Source organism: Limosilactobacillus caviae, from assembly GCF_014635905.1.
In the GTDB taxonomy this organism is placed as follows: Bacteria; Bacillota; Bacilli; order Lactobacillales; family Lactobacillaceae; genus Limosilactobacillus; species Limosilactobacillus caviae.
On sequence record NZ_BMDS01000007.1, the window covers coordinates 59964 to 75590 of the forward strand.

Consider the following 15627-nt stretch of genomic DNA (forward strand, 5'->3'; position numbering starts at 1 on the left):
AATCAATTAAAAAAGCACTATATTTCGTGTTGAATAAATAGTGAAACACAACATATAGTGCTTGAGCTAGTGATTAACACCTGTGAAACTTTTTTTGATAAAATTTTTGAACAGGTGATTAGCAAAATTAATTAATTTGAAAAACTAATTTAGTATTATACACTGAATAGCAGGTGAATTTTAAGTAGTTGGAGAAAAATAATGGAAAAAAATAATTCATCATTACTTGAACAGCAAAAATTTATGAAATTAGCAATTGCAGAGGCAAGACAAGCCAAGATTTTAGACGAGGTACCAATTGGTGCAATCGTTGTTCATAATGGACAAGTAATTGGACGCGGCCATAATATGCGCGAAAAATTTCAAGATGTAACTTACCATGCTGAAATGCTTGCAATTATGGAGGCCTGTGCCAATATGGGAAGCTGGCGGTTAGAAGATTGCGACTTATATGTTACTTTGGAACCTTGTATTATGTGTAGCGGTGCAATTATAAATGCACGGATAAAGAATGTTTACTATGGGGCAGCAGATCCTAAGGCTGGTGCTGTTGATAGTTTATACCATTTATTAAATGATTCCCGTTTAAACCACCAAGTAAATGTTTATTCAGGGATTTTAGGCGATGAATGCAGCCAAATGCTAAAAAACTTTTTCCGTGAGATCCGGCGCCGGCGTAAAGAGGCACGGCGAAAAAATAGAACTAACCTCTAGCAATTTAAAGAAAAATAGTGTATTATACTATTTGCCGTAAGGCCTTAGAGCAAGGGTATGCTTACGAACCGTGTCAGGTCTGGAAGGAAGCAGCACTAAGTATGATATACCTTGTGCTCTAAGTTTTATTGATAATTAAGCTGGAGATTGTGGAAAATAATATTTTCACAGTCTCTTTTATTTTTTCATACTTCTTTTTATTTTAAAAATTTAGTTAAAATAATTAATATATATTTTAACTACTTTATATGCTTAATACCTAGTATAATATTTTATGGTATTTTAAATTTGGAAAGGGAGTCTAGCGATGAGTTATCAGGCATTATATCGTGTCTGGCGACCACAGCGATTCGATGATCTTGTCGGTCAACAGATTGTTACAAGAACCCTAAAAAACGCAATTATCACTCACCAGATAAGCCATGCATACTTGTTCGCTGGTCCGCGTGGTACTGGTAAAACCTCGGCAGCAAAAATCTTTGCTAAGGCGGTTAACTGTCATTATTCAAAAGATGGTGAGCCTTGTAATGAATGTGATATTTGTAAGGCTATTACGAACGGTCAGCTAAACGACGTGATTGAAATTGATGCTGCGTCAAATAATGGGGTTGAAGAGATCCGCGATATTAGGGATAAGGCAAAATATGCCCCCACACAAGCGGATTACAAAGTTTATATTATCGATGAAGTACACATGCTTTCAACTGGGGCGTTTAATGCTCTGTTAAAGACACTTGAAGAACCACCGGCTAATGTTATTTTTATCTTGGCCACAACTGAACCCCATAAGATTCCGTTAACAATTATTTCGCGGGTTCAAAGATTTGATTTTCATCGAATTTCAGCACAAGATGCTTTTGATCGAATGAAATTTATTCTTGATCAAAAAAAGGTTACTTATGATGAAAAGGCATTGTGGGTAATAGCAAATGCTGCTGAAGGGGGGATGCGGGATGCGTTGAGTATTCTTGACCAGGTTCTCTCTTTCAGTGATAATGAAGTAAAGCTAGACGATGCGCTGTTAGTTACTGGTAGTGTTACCAAACAATTGCTAAAAAAATACTTTTTAGAAGTTTGCAAACATGAGGGAGCAACCGCTCTTGATACCATGAAAGACATCTTAGCTGAAGGAAAAGACGGTCAACGCTTTATTGAAGATTTGATTTCTTTTATTCGTGATATTTTGTTATATCAGGAATCTCCAAGTCTGATTAGCATTGAGAGTACCGGCCTGAAAAAAGAGGACTTTGAAGAACTAATACAGTTAGCATCTTCAGAGACTTTGTATCAAATGATTGACGAGTTAAATAACATCCAAGAGGAGATGCGGTTTACAACTCATCCGGATGTATATTTAGAGGTTCTTACGATTAAACTGGCTCAAGTTAATCGTAATAGTAATGGACAATTGACTACTCAGTCTTCAGTTGATATTTCTAAAAACGAGACAATTGAAAAACTGCAACAGGAAGTTCAACAGTTACAACAAACCGTTAAGCAATTACAGAGCAGTCCTGCAAGGGCCAGTCGTCCGGTCTCGCGTTCACAAAACGAACAGCCGCGGGTTCAGCAAAAGAAAGTGCAGGTTAATCTTAATAAGGTTTATCCGGTATTGGAAAACGCCACTCGCCAAGACTTAGTTAATGTTCGTGAATTATGGGGAGATATGTTAAATCTGCTATCTGTCCCCCAGCGTTCGTTATTGCATGTTTCTCAGCCGGTTGCAGCTAGTGCAGTCGGAATAATTGTGGCGTTTGACTATCCATTTTTATTCCAACAGGCTGCTGATGACACGACCTTATTAAAGAATATGGAAGATGCGCTTCAGAGGCTGACTGGGAATGAACGTCAGGTTGTCTTTGTACCAAAAGATAAGTGGCCGAAGATTCGCCAAGACTTTATCAGGGACCATGGTTTTAGCAAGAAACAAAAGGAAACAAAGGTATCTGAGCAAAATCAGCCAGCAGCTGCCAAGACTACTAGTCAAACGCAAGCTGCTTCAGCCATCTCTCCTGAAGAACCACCGCTACCTCCAGAAGATGAGGCACCGGCAGAGCAAGAGAATGTGCAAGATAACCAGGTAGCGACAGCGCAAAAGCTATTTGGCAGTGATATTGTTAAAATAGAAGATAATTAAATATAAAGGATGGATGATACTATGATGCGTGGAATGAATATGCAACAAATGATGAAGCAAGCTAAGGCAATGCAAAAGAAAATGATGGCAGAACATGAAGAATTGGCAAAACAAGAATTTGTTGGTAAGGCACCGGATGATATGGTAACGGCTACTTTTAGCGGCGATAACCAGTTAGTTGACTTAAAGATTAAACCGGAAGCGGTAGACCCAGATGACATTGATATGTTGCAAGATTTAGTAATTGCTGCTGTTAAGGATGGGATGAAGCAAGTTAATGAAGCCACACAGCAAAAGCTTGGCAAGTACACACAAGGTATGGGGTTGTAAAAAGTGATCCAGTATCCAGAACCGTTAGCAAAATTAATCGAAAGTTATACTAAGTTACCGGGAATTGGTCAAAAAACAGCTACTCGTCTTGCCTTTTATACTTTAAGTATGCAGGAAGACGATGTAACAAATTTTGCTAAGTCACTTTTATCTGCTAAAAGAGATCTTCATAATTGCAGTATTTGTGGCAATATTACAGAAGATGATCCGTGCCCGATTTGTCGCGATAAGACCCGTGACCATTCACAAATTTTAGTTGTTGAACAGTCGCAAGATGTAATGGCGATGGAACGAATGCATGAATACCACGGTTTGTATCATGTTTTACATGGCGTGATTTCGCCAGTTGCCGGTACTGGACCAGAAGATATAAACATTACTAGCCTGCTTAAGAGATTGAAAAAGGATGATGAAGTAAAAGAGATCATCATTGCTACTAATGCTTCATCTGATGGCGAGTTAACAGCTGGGTACCTTGCTAAATTAATCAAACCTGCTGGAATTAAAGTTACACGATTGGCACATGGATTATCAGTTGGTGCTGATATCGATTATGCAGATGAAATGACATTATTTAAGGCTGTGCAAGGGCGAACGGAGATGTAAAAGAATGTTTTTTAAACGACCATCAAAAGAAGTTGAGCGTGAACGAAATCGTCGTCTCTTAGAAGCGGTATATTCTACAAAGGCGAGTTGGGATCATGCACGTGAGACTGAACGTGCAGTATACGAAGCTAATGTTAATAGTGAGCTGCATTACCGGTCGCGGATTCAGGAGCAGAAGTTTTTATACTTGTATAAGATTGCTCGTAAATTTAAAGTACATGGTACGCTGAATGACGGGGTAATTGATCGCTAGGAGAGAAACATGGACGGAAAATTTATATCATTTGAAGGACCGGATGGCGCAGGCAAAACGAGTGTTATTCGGCAAATTCAAGAAGACCTTGAACAACAGCTAGGTAAAGAAAAGATAATGTATACACGTGAGCCAGGTGGTAACAAGATTTCTGAGCAAATTCGACAAGTATTATTTGATGGTCAAAATACTGATATGGATGCTCGAACAGAAGCATTACTTTTTGCAGCAGCACGACGACAACATATTGTTTCAGAAATAATTCCAGGCTTAAAAGCGGGGAAAGTAATCCTATGTGATCGGTATGTAGATAGTTCAATTGCTTATCAAGGTGCGGGCCGTGGTCTTGGAGAACAAGAGATTTGGCAGATTAACCAATTTGCTATCAATGGGTTAATGCCAGAACTAACAATTTATCTTGATATCGAATCGAAACTTGGCCTTGAACGGATTGCTGAGCATCGATCTGATCAAGTTAACCGGTTAGACAAAGAAAAACTTACTTTTCACCAGACTGTCCGTCAGTCGTATTTGAAGCTTTATAATGCCCATCCAGACCGAATCAAGTTGATTGATGCAAGTCAGCCGTTAGCAAATGTAATTAAAGACGTAAAGATGACAATTCATGACCGGTTTTCAGATTTGTTTTAATAAAAAGGGTGATTAATATGAAAATGATTATTGCAATTGTTCAATCAAAAGACAGCAATCGTTTACGGAAGGCTTTTAATAAAGCAGAAATCCACGTTACGCAGTTATCAACAACTGGTGGCTTTTTACGTGAAGGTAACTCAACATTTTTAATTGGGATTGAAGACGAACGCGTCCAAGATGTATTAGCTGTAATTAAAAAGAATGCGGAATCACGTGAACAATATGTGACATCACAAATGCATATGGATGTTGAAGGTGGTTCGGCCTTTCCTGTTAATGTTAAGATTGGCGGGGCAACGGTCTTTGTTTTACCAGTTGAGGACTTCATTAAATTTTAAGTAGGTGAGATGGGTGGCTGAACAGGAACGAACACGTGCTGAACAACTACAGCCAACGATAATTACGCGTTTTCAAAAGATACTATCTAATGGTGAGCTTGCCCATGCCTATTTATTGGTGGGTCCGGGAGGCTCAGGCAAGATGTCTATTGCAAAGTGGTTGGCGTTGCGTTTGTTCTGCTTACATCCGCAAAATAATGAGCCGGATTTGGTATGTGCTGAGTGCCAACGGATATTGTCAGGCAACCATCCTGATATTGTCTATGCAGCTCCAGAGGGCCGTCAGATAAAAGTTGATGAGATTCGGCGCTTAAAAGCTGAATTCTCTAAAAGTGCAGTTGAAGGTAATAAAAAGGTTTTTATTATTAGAGATGCTGACAAAATGACTAATGGAGCTGCTAATAGTCTCCTCAAATTTATTGAAGAACCCGGTCCCGGTATATATATTTTGATGTTAACAACCAATAAAAGTGCGGTATTACCGACAATCCGATCACGGACACAAGTAATAGAACTTCCGCCATTGAAAAGGGCTGCATTATTAAAGGTATTAGCTGAACATGATATATCGGCAACACAGCGTCAAATTGCAGTAGGAATTACGGATTCAGTAGCGACTATTGAACAGTGGCAAAAGGATAATTGGTTTGATGATACGATAAAAGCTGTTATTCAGTGGTATAAGGATACTGGAAAGGCTGATATGCTGGGCTTCGTTGATGTTCAGACAATTTTATTAAAGCTGGCAGCTGATCGGGAAAAGCAACAGGTTATCCTTGATCTTATTACCTTGATTTGGCGTGATACCTTAATGGTTAGTACAGGTATTACGGATACTGACCGTCTTCACTTTAGCAATGCATTAACGGCGATCCAAGAAGTAGTAAAGAAACACTCTCCTGCGCAGTTACTAGCAGTTAGCCAAGCAACCTTAGAGACGCGTCATATGTTAGAGCAAAATATTAGTTTTCAAAATGTTGTTGAACAGTTAACGATTCGGCTTGTGCAAATCTTAAGCATTAGTTAGGGGCGAGAAGATGAGTGAAGAATATAATTCAGATAATCTTTATGAACAATTTGCGCAGGTAATGGGCCAAACACAGGATTTAGTAAAAAAGATGGAGCAGTTACAGGCAAAAATTATTGCTATTTCTGAAGAAAATGTTGAGCTTTCAATTGAAAACAAACATTTAAGACAGGTTATAAAAGAAAATCGGCCGCAACGTAATAAAGATCAGCTTTCTGTTTCTCGTCAAAATTTAAAAGAACTTTACCAACAGGGCTTTCACGTATGTAGTGAATACTATGGTAAAAGACTCGAACCGAATGAATCATGTACTTTCTGTCTTGATGCAATTTTTGGGCATGATCAGGGAATGATGAAATAGGAGATTTTATGCAGCAAATTAGTAGTTTTAATGAACATCAATTAGGAAGCTTATATCTTGTACCAACGCCAATCGGCAATTTGGAGGATATGACCTTTCGTGCAATCAAGACCTTAAAAGAAGTTGATTTGATTGCTGCTGAAGATACTCGGCATACTCAGCAATTGTTGAATCATTTTGATATTACAACTCGTCAGATTAGTTTTCATGAGCATAATACTGAACAGCGTGTCCCAGAATTGATTGAAAAATTAAAAGCTGGTTACTCTATTGCGCAGTGTAGTGATGCGGGAATGCCATCGATTTCTGATCCAGGAAAAGAGTTGGTTGCGGCTGCTGTAAAAGAGGGATTACCAGTTATTCCGCTTCCTGGTGCGAACGCTGGTTTAACAGCGCTAATTGCCTCAGGCTTAGTTCCGCAGCCGTTTTATTTCTTTGGCTTTTTAGAACGTAAACACCAACAGCAGGTCGCAGCGCTTGAAAAGTTGAAGAATCGTGAAGAAACGATGATTTTTTACGAAGCGCCACATCGATTAAAGAAGACATTAACGACGATGGCAGAAGTCTTTGGGGGAGAACGCCGTGTGGTTTTAGCTCGCGAACTTACTAAACGTTACGAAGAATTCACGCGCGGTACCTTATCTGAAGTAGCGACGTGGTTCGATAGCCATCAACCACGTGGTGAATTTGTAATTTTAGTAGCTGGGAACGATCATCCAGTTGAAGAACAAAATGATGATTCACAGCTGTCGCTAACTGAACAAGTAGATAAAGCAATTTTGGATGGTTTATCTACTAATGCAGCTATTAAATTAGTGGCTAAAAAAAATAATGTAAAGCGGCAAGAATTATATAAACAGTATCACCAATTGTAGGAGAAAATTATGGAACTAAAGCAGAAAACGCAAACTTATGAGATGCCGCACTTATTAACGTATTATGAGTGTGATGAAACCGGCCACCCTAGTATGAGTATGTTATTAAGTATGATTTCGATGGCTTCGGATGAACACAGCATGGCGTTAGGGATGGGCATTGAAAAAGTTCAGGCAACTGGCGGCACGTGGGTAGTAAGCGGGTATGAAGGACAGCTTGCCGAACAACAACCCGTTTTTGGTGAAACGATTATTTTGGGAACACGAGCTGTCGCCTATAATCGTTTTTTTGCTGTTCGTGAATTTTGGATAACAGATAAAGAGCATAATATTGAATATGCACGAATTAAGGCTATTTTTGTTTTTATGAATTTAAAGACAAGGAGGATGGAATCAATTCCGACAACCTTAATTGAGCCATTTCATTCGCCAGTTGTTAAACGAATTCCGCGATTGAAGCGTCCGCAAAAGTTAAATGAAAATGCCCCGATTGTAGAAAAAGATTACCGTGTCCGTTATTTTGACCTTGATGCCAACCACCATGTTAATAACGCCCGCTACTTTGATTGGCTGCTTGATCCGCTCGGCCGTGATTTTTTGAAAACACATCGGTTGAAAAAGTTTAACCTCCAGTATTTACAGGAAGTTCGCGATGGTGAAAAGATTGATAGTAAGGTTAGTAAGCTAATAGAAGGTCAAAGAACAACCCGCCATCAAATCAGTTCTGATAACCAAATTGATGCGATTGCTGAAATTGAATGGTATTAAAAACAAAGAAGGAGAACATGGCAGAAGCTGTTTGAGACTTCATTATCATATCCTAGTAATATTTAAGGAACATAAATAGAGACCTCTAGAGTTCGTTTTTCTCGGACTTTAGGGGTTGTTTTTATATATTAGAAATACCGCGATTGATGACTACTTTAAGCTTGTTGGCTAATATCTAAGTGGTTTGATGTAGAGACATTTATGTGAAGATGTTATTCTATGAATAGTAGTAATTTATGAGGAGTGAGTTGACGTGAAAAGATCATTAACGGCAATAATTTACCTCGAACCCGATCAGGTAAATTTACGAATTATAGAAGTTTCAACGCTTAAAGTCGTGAATAATGTTCAATCGGGTCTCTTAAATATTGGAAAAACTAAGGTTGCCAACTATTCGGAAAATATGTCGGCAATTGTTAATAATATTGAGGGATTTAAACAGATTATTAAGGATTATCAAGCAACTCCCGTAAAATTTTATGGCGATCTTGAAGACCTTGATCCAGTGGCAACCCGTTATGTGGCCGATCAATTGGAGGTACGGACGGGGATGAAGATTGAATGGTTGAATAATAATCAGCTAATGGCGCAATCAATGAGTTATCTCCTTACCCTATTGCCGGAGTTTACTAAGCTGAGCAAGCATAATATGTACCTATTAAGCATTGGTCTTAGTTCAACAACTTTGGCGTACTTTCATCATGGGAGTTTTGAGCGTGCTTGGGATATAGACCTGGGGAATGCTAAGATTAGTCATCTAGTGAACCGTCTCCGTAAGACAGCTACAAATCCGACCGAAATTATTCAAGACTATATTAGCAGTAAATTAGAATATCTAACTCCCGAATTAACTAAGAAGAAGCATACAGTGATGATGATTCAAAACGCATTGTCACTTAATAAGCTATTTCTGCCTCATAATCGGCAAATTGCGGAAGTTCCGCTTGATAAATTCCATGAAGACTATCAAAAGATTCTTTCTCCCGTAAAAGATGGTTTGATTAAAAATATTCAGATTGATGACCAGCAATTTGAATTATTACTGCCAAATTATTTAGTAACGGCCCGGACTGTTAGGTTAATCCAACCAGCAGGAATATATGTTACAGATATCTCAACAATGGATGGAATTTCCCACGGGATCGGTGTCAATAATGATCAAACAAGACGACAAATTAATGAAATGATTAGGACAGCTGCTGACAATATCTCAGAACGGTATGGAGTTGATTCAGCTCACCGTGATTTCGTTACCAATTTTTCACTTCAATTTTTCGATCAGTTACGCCCGATTCACCGTTTAGGTCAGCATGAGCGGTTATTATTAGAGATTGCTAGTCGAATTGATGATATTGGTAATTTTATCAACCAACGGGGACATTACCGGCATTCGGCCTATATTATGGAAACGACGCCGTTAATTGGTCTTTCGGATAAGGATAATCGAATTATTGCAGAAGTTGCTCGGTATCATAGTGCGGAATCACCGGATATCAGTCAGGCTCATTATCGACACCTTGATGATGAAATTCAGATGCCGGTAGCTAAACTAGCCGCTATTTTACGATTGGTTGATGCGTTAGATGACTCACGATTGCAAAAAATCTCGAGTATTAAATTAAAACTTGTTGGTGATAGTAAGTTAATTATTAAAGCAACGGCGAGTGACGACCTAGTGCTTGAAAAATGGTCCTTTAGTCAAAAATCACAATTATTTAGGGATGTATATGGTATTCAGCCGGTTTTAACTGAGAGGAGTGATCGTTAATATGTATAAGGATTTTTATAAGCCGCAAAATTATGTTAATCGAGAATTGAGCTGGATTGATTTTAATGGTCGCGTATTGGGTGAAGCAACGGACACCGCAAATCCATTATTAGAACGGGCCAACTTTTTGGGAATTACCCAGAGTAACGTGGATGAATTCTTTATGGTGCGGGTGGCTTCTTTGCATAAACTCGCTGCTGCTAATGTTACTACCACAGATGCATCAGGTTTAACACCAGAGGAACAATTAGATGCGGTAAACGAAAAAGAACACCGAATGGTTAAGCAACGTTATGAAGTCTATAACCAGCAGATTATACCTGAACTTGCTAAAAATGATATTCAGATTTTGCATGTGCGGGACTTAAACGAAAAGCAGTACGAATTTATTCGCCGTTACTTTAATGATGAATTGATGCCCGTGTTAACCCCGATGGCGGATGATGCTTCACGACCATTTCCTTTCATTTCAAATAATTCTTTAAACATTGCCGTGCAACTTCGCCGGCGTACTCAACCAACGGCTCATCAGGAAGAAGCAATTCTAGAAGGCGATCAAGAAGTTCACCGTCCGCAAGCAGAACCACATGATGATCGTCAAGAAGCGGATATTAAATTTGCAACGGTCCGGGTTCCAGAAATTTATAAGCGGTTAGTTCGGTTGCCCGGAGAAAATAATTTCATTTTGATTGATGAGATTATTACTGAATTTTTAGTAGCACTTTTCCCTGGCTATGAGATCTTAGCAACGGCTTCGTACCGGGTAATGCGGGATATGGATTTAGATGTGGCAGAGGAAGATACCTCTGATTTACTGCGCGCGGTAAAGCACCAGTTACGTGAACGAGAACACGGTCAGGTAATGCGGCTAGAAGTTCCCCAATCAATTGACAATTGGTTAAAGGAGCAGCTGATTGATAACCTGCATGTAAGCGAACGATCCCTATATGAGGTTGATGGACCGGTAGATTTAACCTTTTTGAAGAAGTTATCAGGGATGGTCGATGGACATGATGATTTACGCTATCCGCCATATAAGCCATACCTTAATCCAGAATTAGATATGGAACATAATATTTTTAATTCAATCCGTCATAAAGATTATTTAATGCAACACCCTTATGACAACTTCCAAGCGGTGGTAAACTTTATTCATCAAGCAGCTGTTGATCCTGATGTATTAGCGATTAAGATGACGCTTTATCGAGTATCAGGCAATTCCCCAATCATTAAATATTTAGGGATGGCAGCGCAACAGGGGAAACAGGTAACGGTTCTTGTTGAAGTTAAAGCCCGTTTTGATGAACAAAATAATGTTCGATGGGCGCAACGGCTTGAACAAATGGGTTGTCACGTTATCTATGGACTGGTAGGACTCAAAACCCACTGTAAGGTTGCGCTGGTTATTCGGCGGGATGAAGATGGCCTTCGTCGGTATATGCACCTTGGAACCGGTAATTACAATGATGTCACGGCTCACTTCTACACCGATATGGGGCTGTTTACATGTGACCATGAACTCGGAATTGATATGACCAACCTGTTCAATATGCTATCCGGTTTTGCCCGCCCGGCTTACTTCAATGAGTTGCGAGTTTCTCCTGATGGAATTCGGACCTTTATCAACGCAAAAATTGATGAGCAGATCGAAAATGCGAAGAACGGTAATCCAGCCTTAATTCGGATGAAAATGAATTCATTGTCGGATAAACAAATTATTGCCCGTCTATATGATGCGGCTGCTAATGGCGTCAAGGTTGAATTGCTTATTCGGGGGATTACCTGTTTACGAAATGATCTCCCAGAGCTTCATAACAATATCGAAGTTCATTCGATTGTTGGTCGGTTCCTTGAACACTCACGAATCTATTACTTTAAGAGTAACGGTCATGAAGAGGTTTATCTTGCTAGTGCAGATATGATGACGAGAAACCTTAATCGGCGGGTTGAAGAACTTTATCCGGTAAACCAATCTGACACAAAAGCACATGCAATTCATATTTTTGATGTGATGTGGAAAGATAATGTTAAAGCCCGTAAACTCGTTGGTGATCATTATGAACGGATTGATCGTGGGAATGCCGCTCCTTTTAGCTCCCAAGAGTACTTTGTCAAACAAGCAATGAAGTTAAATGACCAGGAGAAAAAGGAAAAGAAGGCTAAAAAGCATTTTTCCTCAGTTTTTGAGACTTTGACTCGTCATGTTTCAAGTCTGCACTTAGATGAACGAAAGGATGAATAGTTTATGGGCAAAGAGCAATATCTTGCAATTCTTGATTTAGGATCAAATTCAGTTCGCCTTAAAATAACACGGATTCAAAGTACCAGTAATTATGAAACCGTTCAATATGAAAAAAGGTATGTTCGTCTTGCATCGAATATGGGACCGGAGAAAATACTTAAGCCTGCACCAGTAAAGAGGACTATTGCAGCACTAAAAGAGTTTCGGACAATTTGTGATCAGTATCGGAATAAAAATTTAATAATTATTGCAGTTGCGACGGCTGCTGTTCGTCAAGCGCAGAACCAACTTCAATTCATTGAAGAAGTGCGAAGGGAAACAGGCTTTGATATTCGGGTAATTAGCGGTGAACGAGAAGCCTACCTTGATTATGTTGGCGTTAGTAAAACACTGCCGATTGATAAGGGCATCATTATTGATACCGGCGGGGCAAGTATGGAATTGATCTCAGTTAATAATGGTGAGGCTGAAGAGACTGTTAGTATCCCAATCGGGTCTGTTAGTATCTCACAAACATATCACCTTGATGATAAGATTAATCCGGCCGACCTTTTCGATGCGATGGTTAGAATTGACGAGGTTCTTTCACAACAACTGTGGCTTAATCGCATGCGTCAGACCAAGATTATTGCGTTGGGCGGTTGTAACCGTGCATTAGCCAAAGTATATCGTTGGCAGCAGGCACTTAATCCGGAAACGGTCAGCCCGGTGCATGGATTGACAATGCGGTCAGAAGAAGCCTTTTTAATCATGCGGCAGTTATTAGAAGTTGACCGCCAGACACGCGCGGGGATTCGAGGAATTACTAAAGTTCGGGCTGATGTAATCGTCGGTGGCCTCCTCCCGTTAATCTCATTGATGCGACAACTATCAATTGATGAAATTAGTTTTAGTAACAGCGGGTTAAGAGAAGGTATTTTATTTAAATACTTAGACCAACAGATTGATTTTGAACAGTTAAAATCGTCACTATAATAATCATAGTTAAATTTTTACTTTATTTTACTAAATTTTACTGATTGGTGATGGTAAAACTGTGCTACAATCACTATGAAAGCTTTAGTTCGATCAAGGAGGAAACAAGATGTCAATTTTAGTTGCTGGTGGTGCCGGATATATCGGTTCCCATATGGTAAAAGACCTTATTGAACACGGTGAAGACGTAGTAGTTGCTGATAACTTATCAACAGGTCACCGTGATGCAATTAATCCTAAGGCTAAGTTTTATGAGGGCGATATCCGTGATCGTCAATTCTTAGATAAGATTTTTGATAATGAAGATATTACAGCAGTTGTTCACTTTGCTGCTTTCTCAATCGTTCCTGAATCAATGAGCAAACCATTGAAGTATTTTGATAACAATACTGGCGGAATGATCACCTTGCTAGAAGCAATGCATGATCATGATATTAAGTACATTGTATTTAGCTCAACTGCTGCTACTTATGGTGTTCCAGAACACATGCCGATCAAGGAAACTGATCCGCAAAAGCCAATTAACCCATATGGCTTGAGTAAGTTAATGATGGAAGAAATGATGGCATGGGCGGACAAGGCTTATGGCATTAAGTTCGTTGCTCTCCGTTACTTTAATGTTGCTGGGGCTGCTCCAGATGGTACGATTGGTGAAGATCATGGTCCAGAAACACACTTAGTACCGATTATTCTTCAAGTTGCTCAGGGTAAGCGAAAAGAATTGAGTATCTTTGGGGATGACTACAATACGCCAGATGGTACTAACGTGCGGGATTATGTTCACGTTATGGACTTAGCAGATGCGCATATCCTTGCGATCAAGTACCTTAAGGAAGGCAACAAGAGTAATGCATTTAACCTTGGCTCATCTACTGGGTTCTCAAATAAGCAAATGCTAGAAGCTGCTCGTGAGGTTACTGGTGAACCAATTCCGGCAAAGATGGCACCACGTCGTCCTGGAGATCCTGACTCATTAGTTGCCGCTAGTGATAAGGCTCGTAACATTCTTGGCTGGGATCCTAAGTACGATGATGTTCATGATATTATTGCTACTGCTTGGAAGTGGCACTCTACTCATCCAAAGGGTTATGACGATCGTGACTAATAAATAGGAAGGAATATTGTGGCATAGGCCATTAATGATAAGCGGAGTTAGATGAAATTTAAATATTTCATCTAACTCCGCTTCCCTTTAAAATGAATATTAGTAAGATAAAAAAGGAATACATATTAAAAAATACCGTTAACCTAATTACTAATAAATTCGCTGACTTTAATAAGGTTTACCAAATTCTTGAAGAGAGAATCAAAGGTGCTCTAATTATAAGTTTTCCAATAGTCCTTTAGAAAAAATTAACCGTAAAATCAAAAATTTCCTTTTTAAGAATTGATTGTCTACTTATATAAAAAATGCTACTCACATTTTTTGAGTAGCATCGATATCATTTTGTAGGTAGGAATTGTTGGTATTTATACAATTCGCTTACATTTTATTTATCATTTATTCTTCAGGACTTCGTAAATTAAGTAATTTTTTATAAAAAATCATTACTAAATCTAACGTAATATCTGAATTTGTTGGAACAATTTTATTATCATCATCTTGATTTTTTAATGATAATAATGCATTATACAACATCTGAGTTTTAGCTAGTTTAATAGCTTTATCAAATAAATCACTATTCAAAAGATAATTCTCCTTTTTCTAATAAAACATCTAAATTACAGTGCCATAAAACATAAGCCGTATTCTTTAAGCTTGAGTCAGTAAATATGCTTTTATGATTTCGCAGTAATGGTGTCACATGGGACGTATATGCACTTACGCTTAATTTTACAATTTTACAAATGGTTCTAACATCAACACCGCAAATTCTTAATAATACAGCTCTAGCTATTTTATCATTAATATTATGAGTATTAAAGAACTCATTAATACTTTTAATAGCCTCACGGTCTCCTTTTTTTTCCTGTTCTTTTAAACGTTTTCTAAATTTTTTAATTTCTACCATTCGCCAATCCTTAGGTTGTAACATCTTATCAATAGATTGAGAAGAATTTCCCCATTCATTGTTCTCAGTTAAACTGTTTAAAGCGTTAGATAGTTCTTTTGTGATACATGTACTCACATTAAACCACTCCTAATTTTGGAATAATTTACTGCTTTTTTTTAGCACTGACAGCAGATGCAGTTAATAGACCAGATAATCCTAAAGTAATTAGTCCAGCCATTGCAGCTGCATTATTATTTTTATTACCAGTCTGAGGTAACTGCTGGGCATTATTGGTAATATAAGATGTAGGTGTAGCAGAAGTACTGTTAGATACAGGTGTAACAGTAATGCTGTCAGATGCAGGTGTAGCAGAAGTGCTGTTAGATGCAGGTGTAGCAGAAGTGCTGTCAGATGCAGGTGTAGCAGAAGTGCTGTCAGATGCAGGTGTAGCAGAAGTGCTGTTAGATGCAGGTGTAGCAGAAGTGCTGTTAGATGCAGGTGTAGCAGAAGTGCTGTTAGATGCAGGTGTAGCAGAAGTGCTGTCAGATGCAGGTGTAGCAGAAGTGCTGTCAGATGCAGGTGTAG

18 protein-coding genes and 1 other RNA gene are annotated in these 15627 nt (G+C 38.8%); 16 read left to right on the top strand and 3 right to left on the bottom strand.

What is annotated here, in order from left to right:
* Window positions 1-201: 201 nt before the first annotated feature.
* The 16 genes from tadA (at window position 202) to galE (ending at window position 14153) form a co-directional block, all read left to right on the top strand.
* A complete protein-coding gene (gene tadA, locus IEU90_RS09510; RefSeq protein WP_153710725.1) occupies window positions 202-714 on the top strand; it encodes a tRNA adenosine(34) deaminase TadA in 513 nt (170 codons plus the stop codon).
* A 35-nt stretch (window positions 715-749) separates the two neighbouring features.
* An RNA gene (gene ffs / locus IEU90_RS09515) (signal recognition particle sRNA small type) lies at window positions 750-847 on the top strand.
* A gap of 174 nt (window positions 848-1021) precedes the next feature.
* Window positions 1022-2851 (top strand): DNA polymerase III subunit gamma/tau, encoded by a 1830-nt coding sequence (gene dnaX, locus IEU90_RS09520; RefSeq protein ID WP_153710724.1) that lies wholly within the window; start codon window positions 1022-1024, stop codon window positions 2849-2851.
* 21 nt (window positions 2852-2872) lie between these two features.
* A complete protein-coding gene (locus IEU90_RS09525; RefSeq protein ID WP_153710723.1) occupies window positions 2873-3181 on the top strand; it encodes a YbaB/EbfC family nucleoid-associated protein in 309 nt (102 codons plus the stop codon).
* A 3-nt stretch (window positions 3182-3184) separates the two neighbouring features.
* On the top strand, window positions 3185-3787 hold the full coding sequence (gene recR / locus IEU90_RS09530; protein ID WP_003666331.1) for a recombination mediator RecR: 603 nt from the start codon (window positions 3185-3187) through the stop codon (window positions 3785-3787).
* Window positions 3788-3791: 4 nt separating this feature from the next.
* Window positions 3792-4040, top strand: a complete 249-nt coding sequence (locus tag IEU90_RS09535) for a YaaL family protein (protein ID WP_153710722.1) — start codon at window positions 3792-3794, stop codon at window positions 4038-4040.
* A gap of 9 nt (window positions 4041-4049) precedes the next feature.
* The gene (tmk, locus tag IEU90_RS09540) at window positions 4050-4691 is read left to right on the top strand and encodes a dTMP kinase (protein ID WP_153710721.1); all 642 of its coding nucleotides are present in this window, start codon (window positions 4050-4052) and stop codon (window positions 4689-4691) included.
* 17 nt (window positions 4692-4708) lie between these two features.
* Window positions 4709-5032, top strand: coding sequence for a cyclic di-AMP receptor DarA (gene darA, locus IEU90_RS09545; RefSeq protein WP_153710720.1), 324 nt, complete (start codon window positions 4709-4711; stop codon window positions 5030-5032).
* A gap of 13 nt (window positions 5033-5045) precedes the next feature.
* Window positions 5046-6059: a DNA polymerase III subunit delta' gene (gene holB, locus IEU90_RS09550; RefSeq protein ID WP_188358057.1), complete on the top strand. Its 1014-nt coding sequence runs from the start codon at window positions 5046-5048 to the stop codon at window positions 6057-6059.
* Between the two features lie 10 nt (window positions 6060-6069).
* Window positions 6070-6420 (top strand): DNA replication initiation control protein YabA, encoded by a 351-nt coding sequence (locus IEU90_RS09555; RefSeq protein WP_153710719.1) that lies wholly within the window; start codon window positions 6070-6072, stop codon window positions 6418-6420.
* A gap of 8 nt (window positions 6421-6428) precedes the next feature.
* Window positions 6429-7295 (top strand): 16S rRNA (cytidine(1402)-2'-O)-methyltransferase, encoded by an 867-nt coding sequence (rsmI, locus tag IEU90_RS09560; protein ID WP_188358058.1) that lies wholly within the window; start codon window positions 6429-6431, stop codon window positions 7293-7295.
* 9 nt (window positions 7296-7304) lie between these two features.
* Complete coding sequence (locus IEU90_RS09565) at window positions 7305-8063, top strand: acyl-[acyl-carrier-protein] thioesterase (protein WP_153710717.1); 759 nt, start codon at window positions 7305-7307, stop codon at window positions 8061-8063.
* A gap of 253 nt (window positions 8064-8316) precedes the next feature.
* The gene (locus IEU90_RS09570) at window positions 8317-9831 is read left to right on the top strand and encodes an exopolyphosphatase (RefSeq protein WP_188358059.1); all 1515 of its coding nucleotides are present in this window, start codon (window positions 8317-8319) and stop codon (window positions 9829-9831) included.
* A gap of 1 nt (window position 9832) precedes the next feature.
* Window positions 9833-12073: an RNA degradosome polyphosphate kinase gene (locus IEU90_RS09575; protein ID WP_153710716.1), complete on the top strand. Its 2241-nt coding sequence runs from the start codon at window positions 9833-9835 to the stop codon at window positions 12071-12073.
* 3 nt (window positions 12074-12076) lie between these two features.
* Complete coding sequence (locus IEU90_RS09580; RefSeq protein ID WP_153710715.1) at window positions 12077-13048, top strand: Ppx/GppA family phosphatase; 972 nt, start codon at window positions 12077-12079, stop codon at window positions 13046-13048.
* 109 nt (window positions 13049-13157) lie between these two features.
* Entirely contained in the window at window positions 13158-14153 is a 996-nt protein-coding gene (gene galE, locus IEU90_RS09585) for a UDP-glucose 4-epimerase GalE (protein ID WP_153710714.1), read from the top strand.
* Between the two features lie 396 nt (window positions 14154-14549).
* On the opposite strand, the gene IEU90_RS09590 is transcribed toward galE, so the two are convergent.
* From IEU90_RS09590 to IEU90_RS09600, 3 genes are all read right to left on the bottom strand, one after another.
* Complete coding sequence (locus tag IEU90_RS09590; protein ID WP_153710713.1) at window positions 14550-14735, bottom strand: hypothetical protein; 186 nt, start codon at window positions 14733-14735, stop codon at window positions 14550-14552.
* Window positions 14728-15177 (bottom strand): hypothetical protein, encoded by a 450-nt coding sequence (locus IEU90_RS09595; protein ID WP_153710712.1) that lies wholly within the window; start codon window positions 15175-15177, stop codon window positions 14728-14730. The genes IEU90_RS09590 and IEU90_RS09595 overlap by 8 nt, the downstream gene beginning before the upstream one ends.
* A gap of 28 nt (window positions 15178-15205) precedes the next feature.
* On the bottom strand, window positions 15206-15627 hold a 422-nt coding region (locus tag IEU90_RS09600), incomplete at its 5' end, for an LPXTG cell wall anchor domain-containing protein (RefSeq protein ID WP_188358060.1).

What these genes read in the sequence shown, in the direction of transcription:
- tadA (WP_153710725.1), top strand. Translation starts at nt 202, where the DNA reads ATGGAAAAAAATAATTCATCATTACTTGAACAGCAAAAATTTATGAAA.
- dnaX (WP_153710724.1), top strand. Translation starts at nt 1,022, where the DNA reads ATGAGTTATCAGGCATTATATCGTGTCTGGCGACCACAGCGATTCGAT.
- IEU90_RS09525 (WP_153710723.1), top strand. Translation starts at nt 2,873, where the DNA reads ATGATGCGTGGAATGAATATGCAACAAATGATGAAGCAAGCTAAGGCA.
- IEU90_RS09535 (WP_153710722.1), top strand. Translation starts at nt 3,792, where the DNA reads ATGTTTTTTAAACGACCATCAAAAGAAGTTGAGCGTGAACGAAATCGT.
- tmk (WP_153710721.1), top strand. Translation starts at nt 4,050, where the DNA reads ATGGACGGAAAATTTATATCATTTGAAGGACCGGATGGCGCAGGCAAA.
- darA (WP_153710720.1), top strand. Translation starts at nt 4,709, where the DNA reads ATGAAAATGATTATTGCAATTGTTCAATCAAAAGACAGCAATCGTTTA.
- IEU90_RS09555 (WP_153710719.1), top strand. Translation starts at nt 6,070, where the DNA reads ATGAGTGAAGAATATAATTCAGATAATCTTTATGAACAATTTGCGCAG.
- rsmI (WP_188358058.1), top strand. Translation starts at nt 6,429, where the DNA reads ATGCAGCAAATTAGTAGTTTTAATGAACATCAATTAGGAAGCTTATAT.
- IEU90_RS09565 (WP_153710717.1), top strand. Translation starts at nt 7,305, where the DNA reads ATGGAACTAAAGCAGAAAACGCAAACTTATGAGATGCCGCACTTATTA.
- IEU90_RS09575 (WP_153710716.1), top strand. Translation starts at nt 9,833, where the DNA reads ATGTATAAGGATTTTTATAAGCCGCAAAATTATGTTAATCGAGAATTG.
- IEU90_RS09580 (WP_153710715.1), top strand. Translation starts at nt 12,077, where the DNA reads ATGGGCAAAGAGCAATATCTTGCAATTCTTGATTTAGGATCAAATTCA.
- galE (WP_153710714.1), top strand. Translation starts at nt 13,158, where the DNA reads ATGTCAATTTTAGTTGCTGGTGGTGCCGGATATATCGGTTCCCATATG.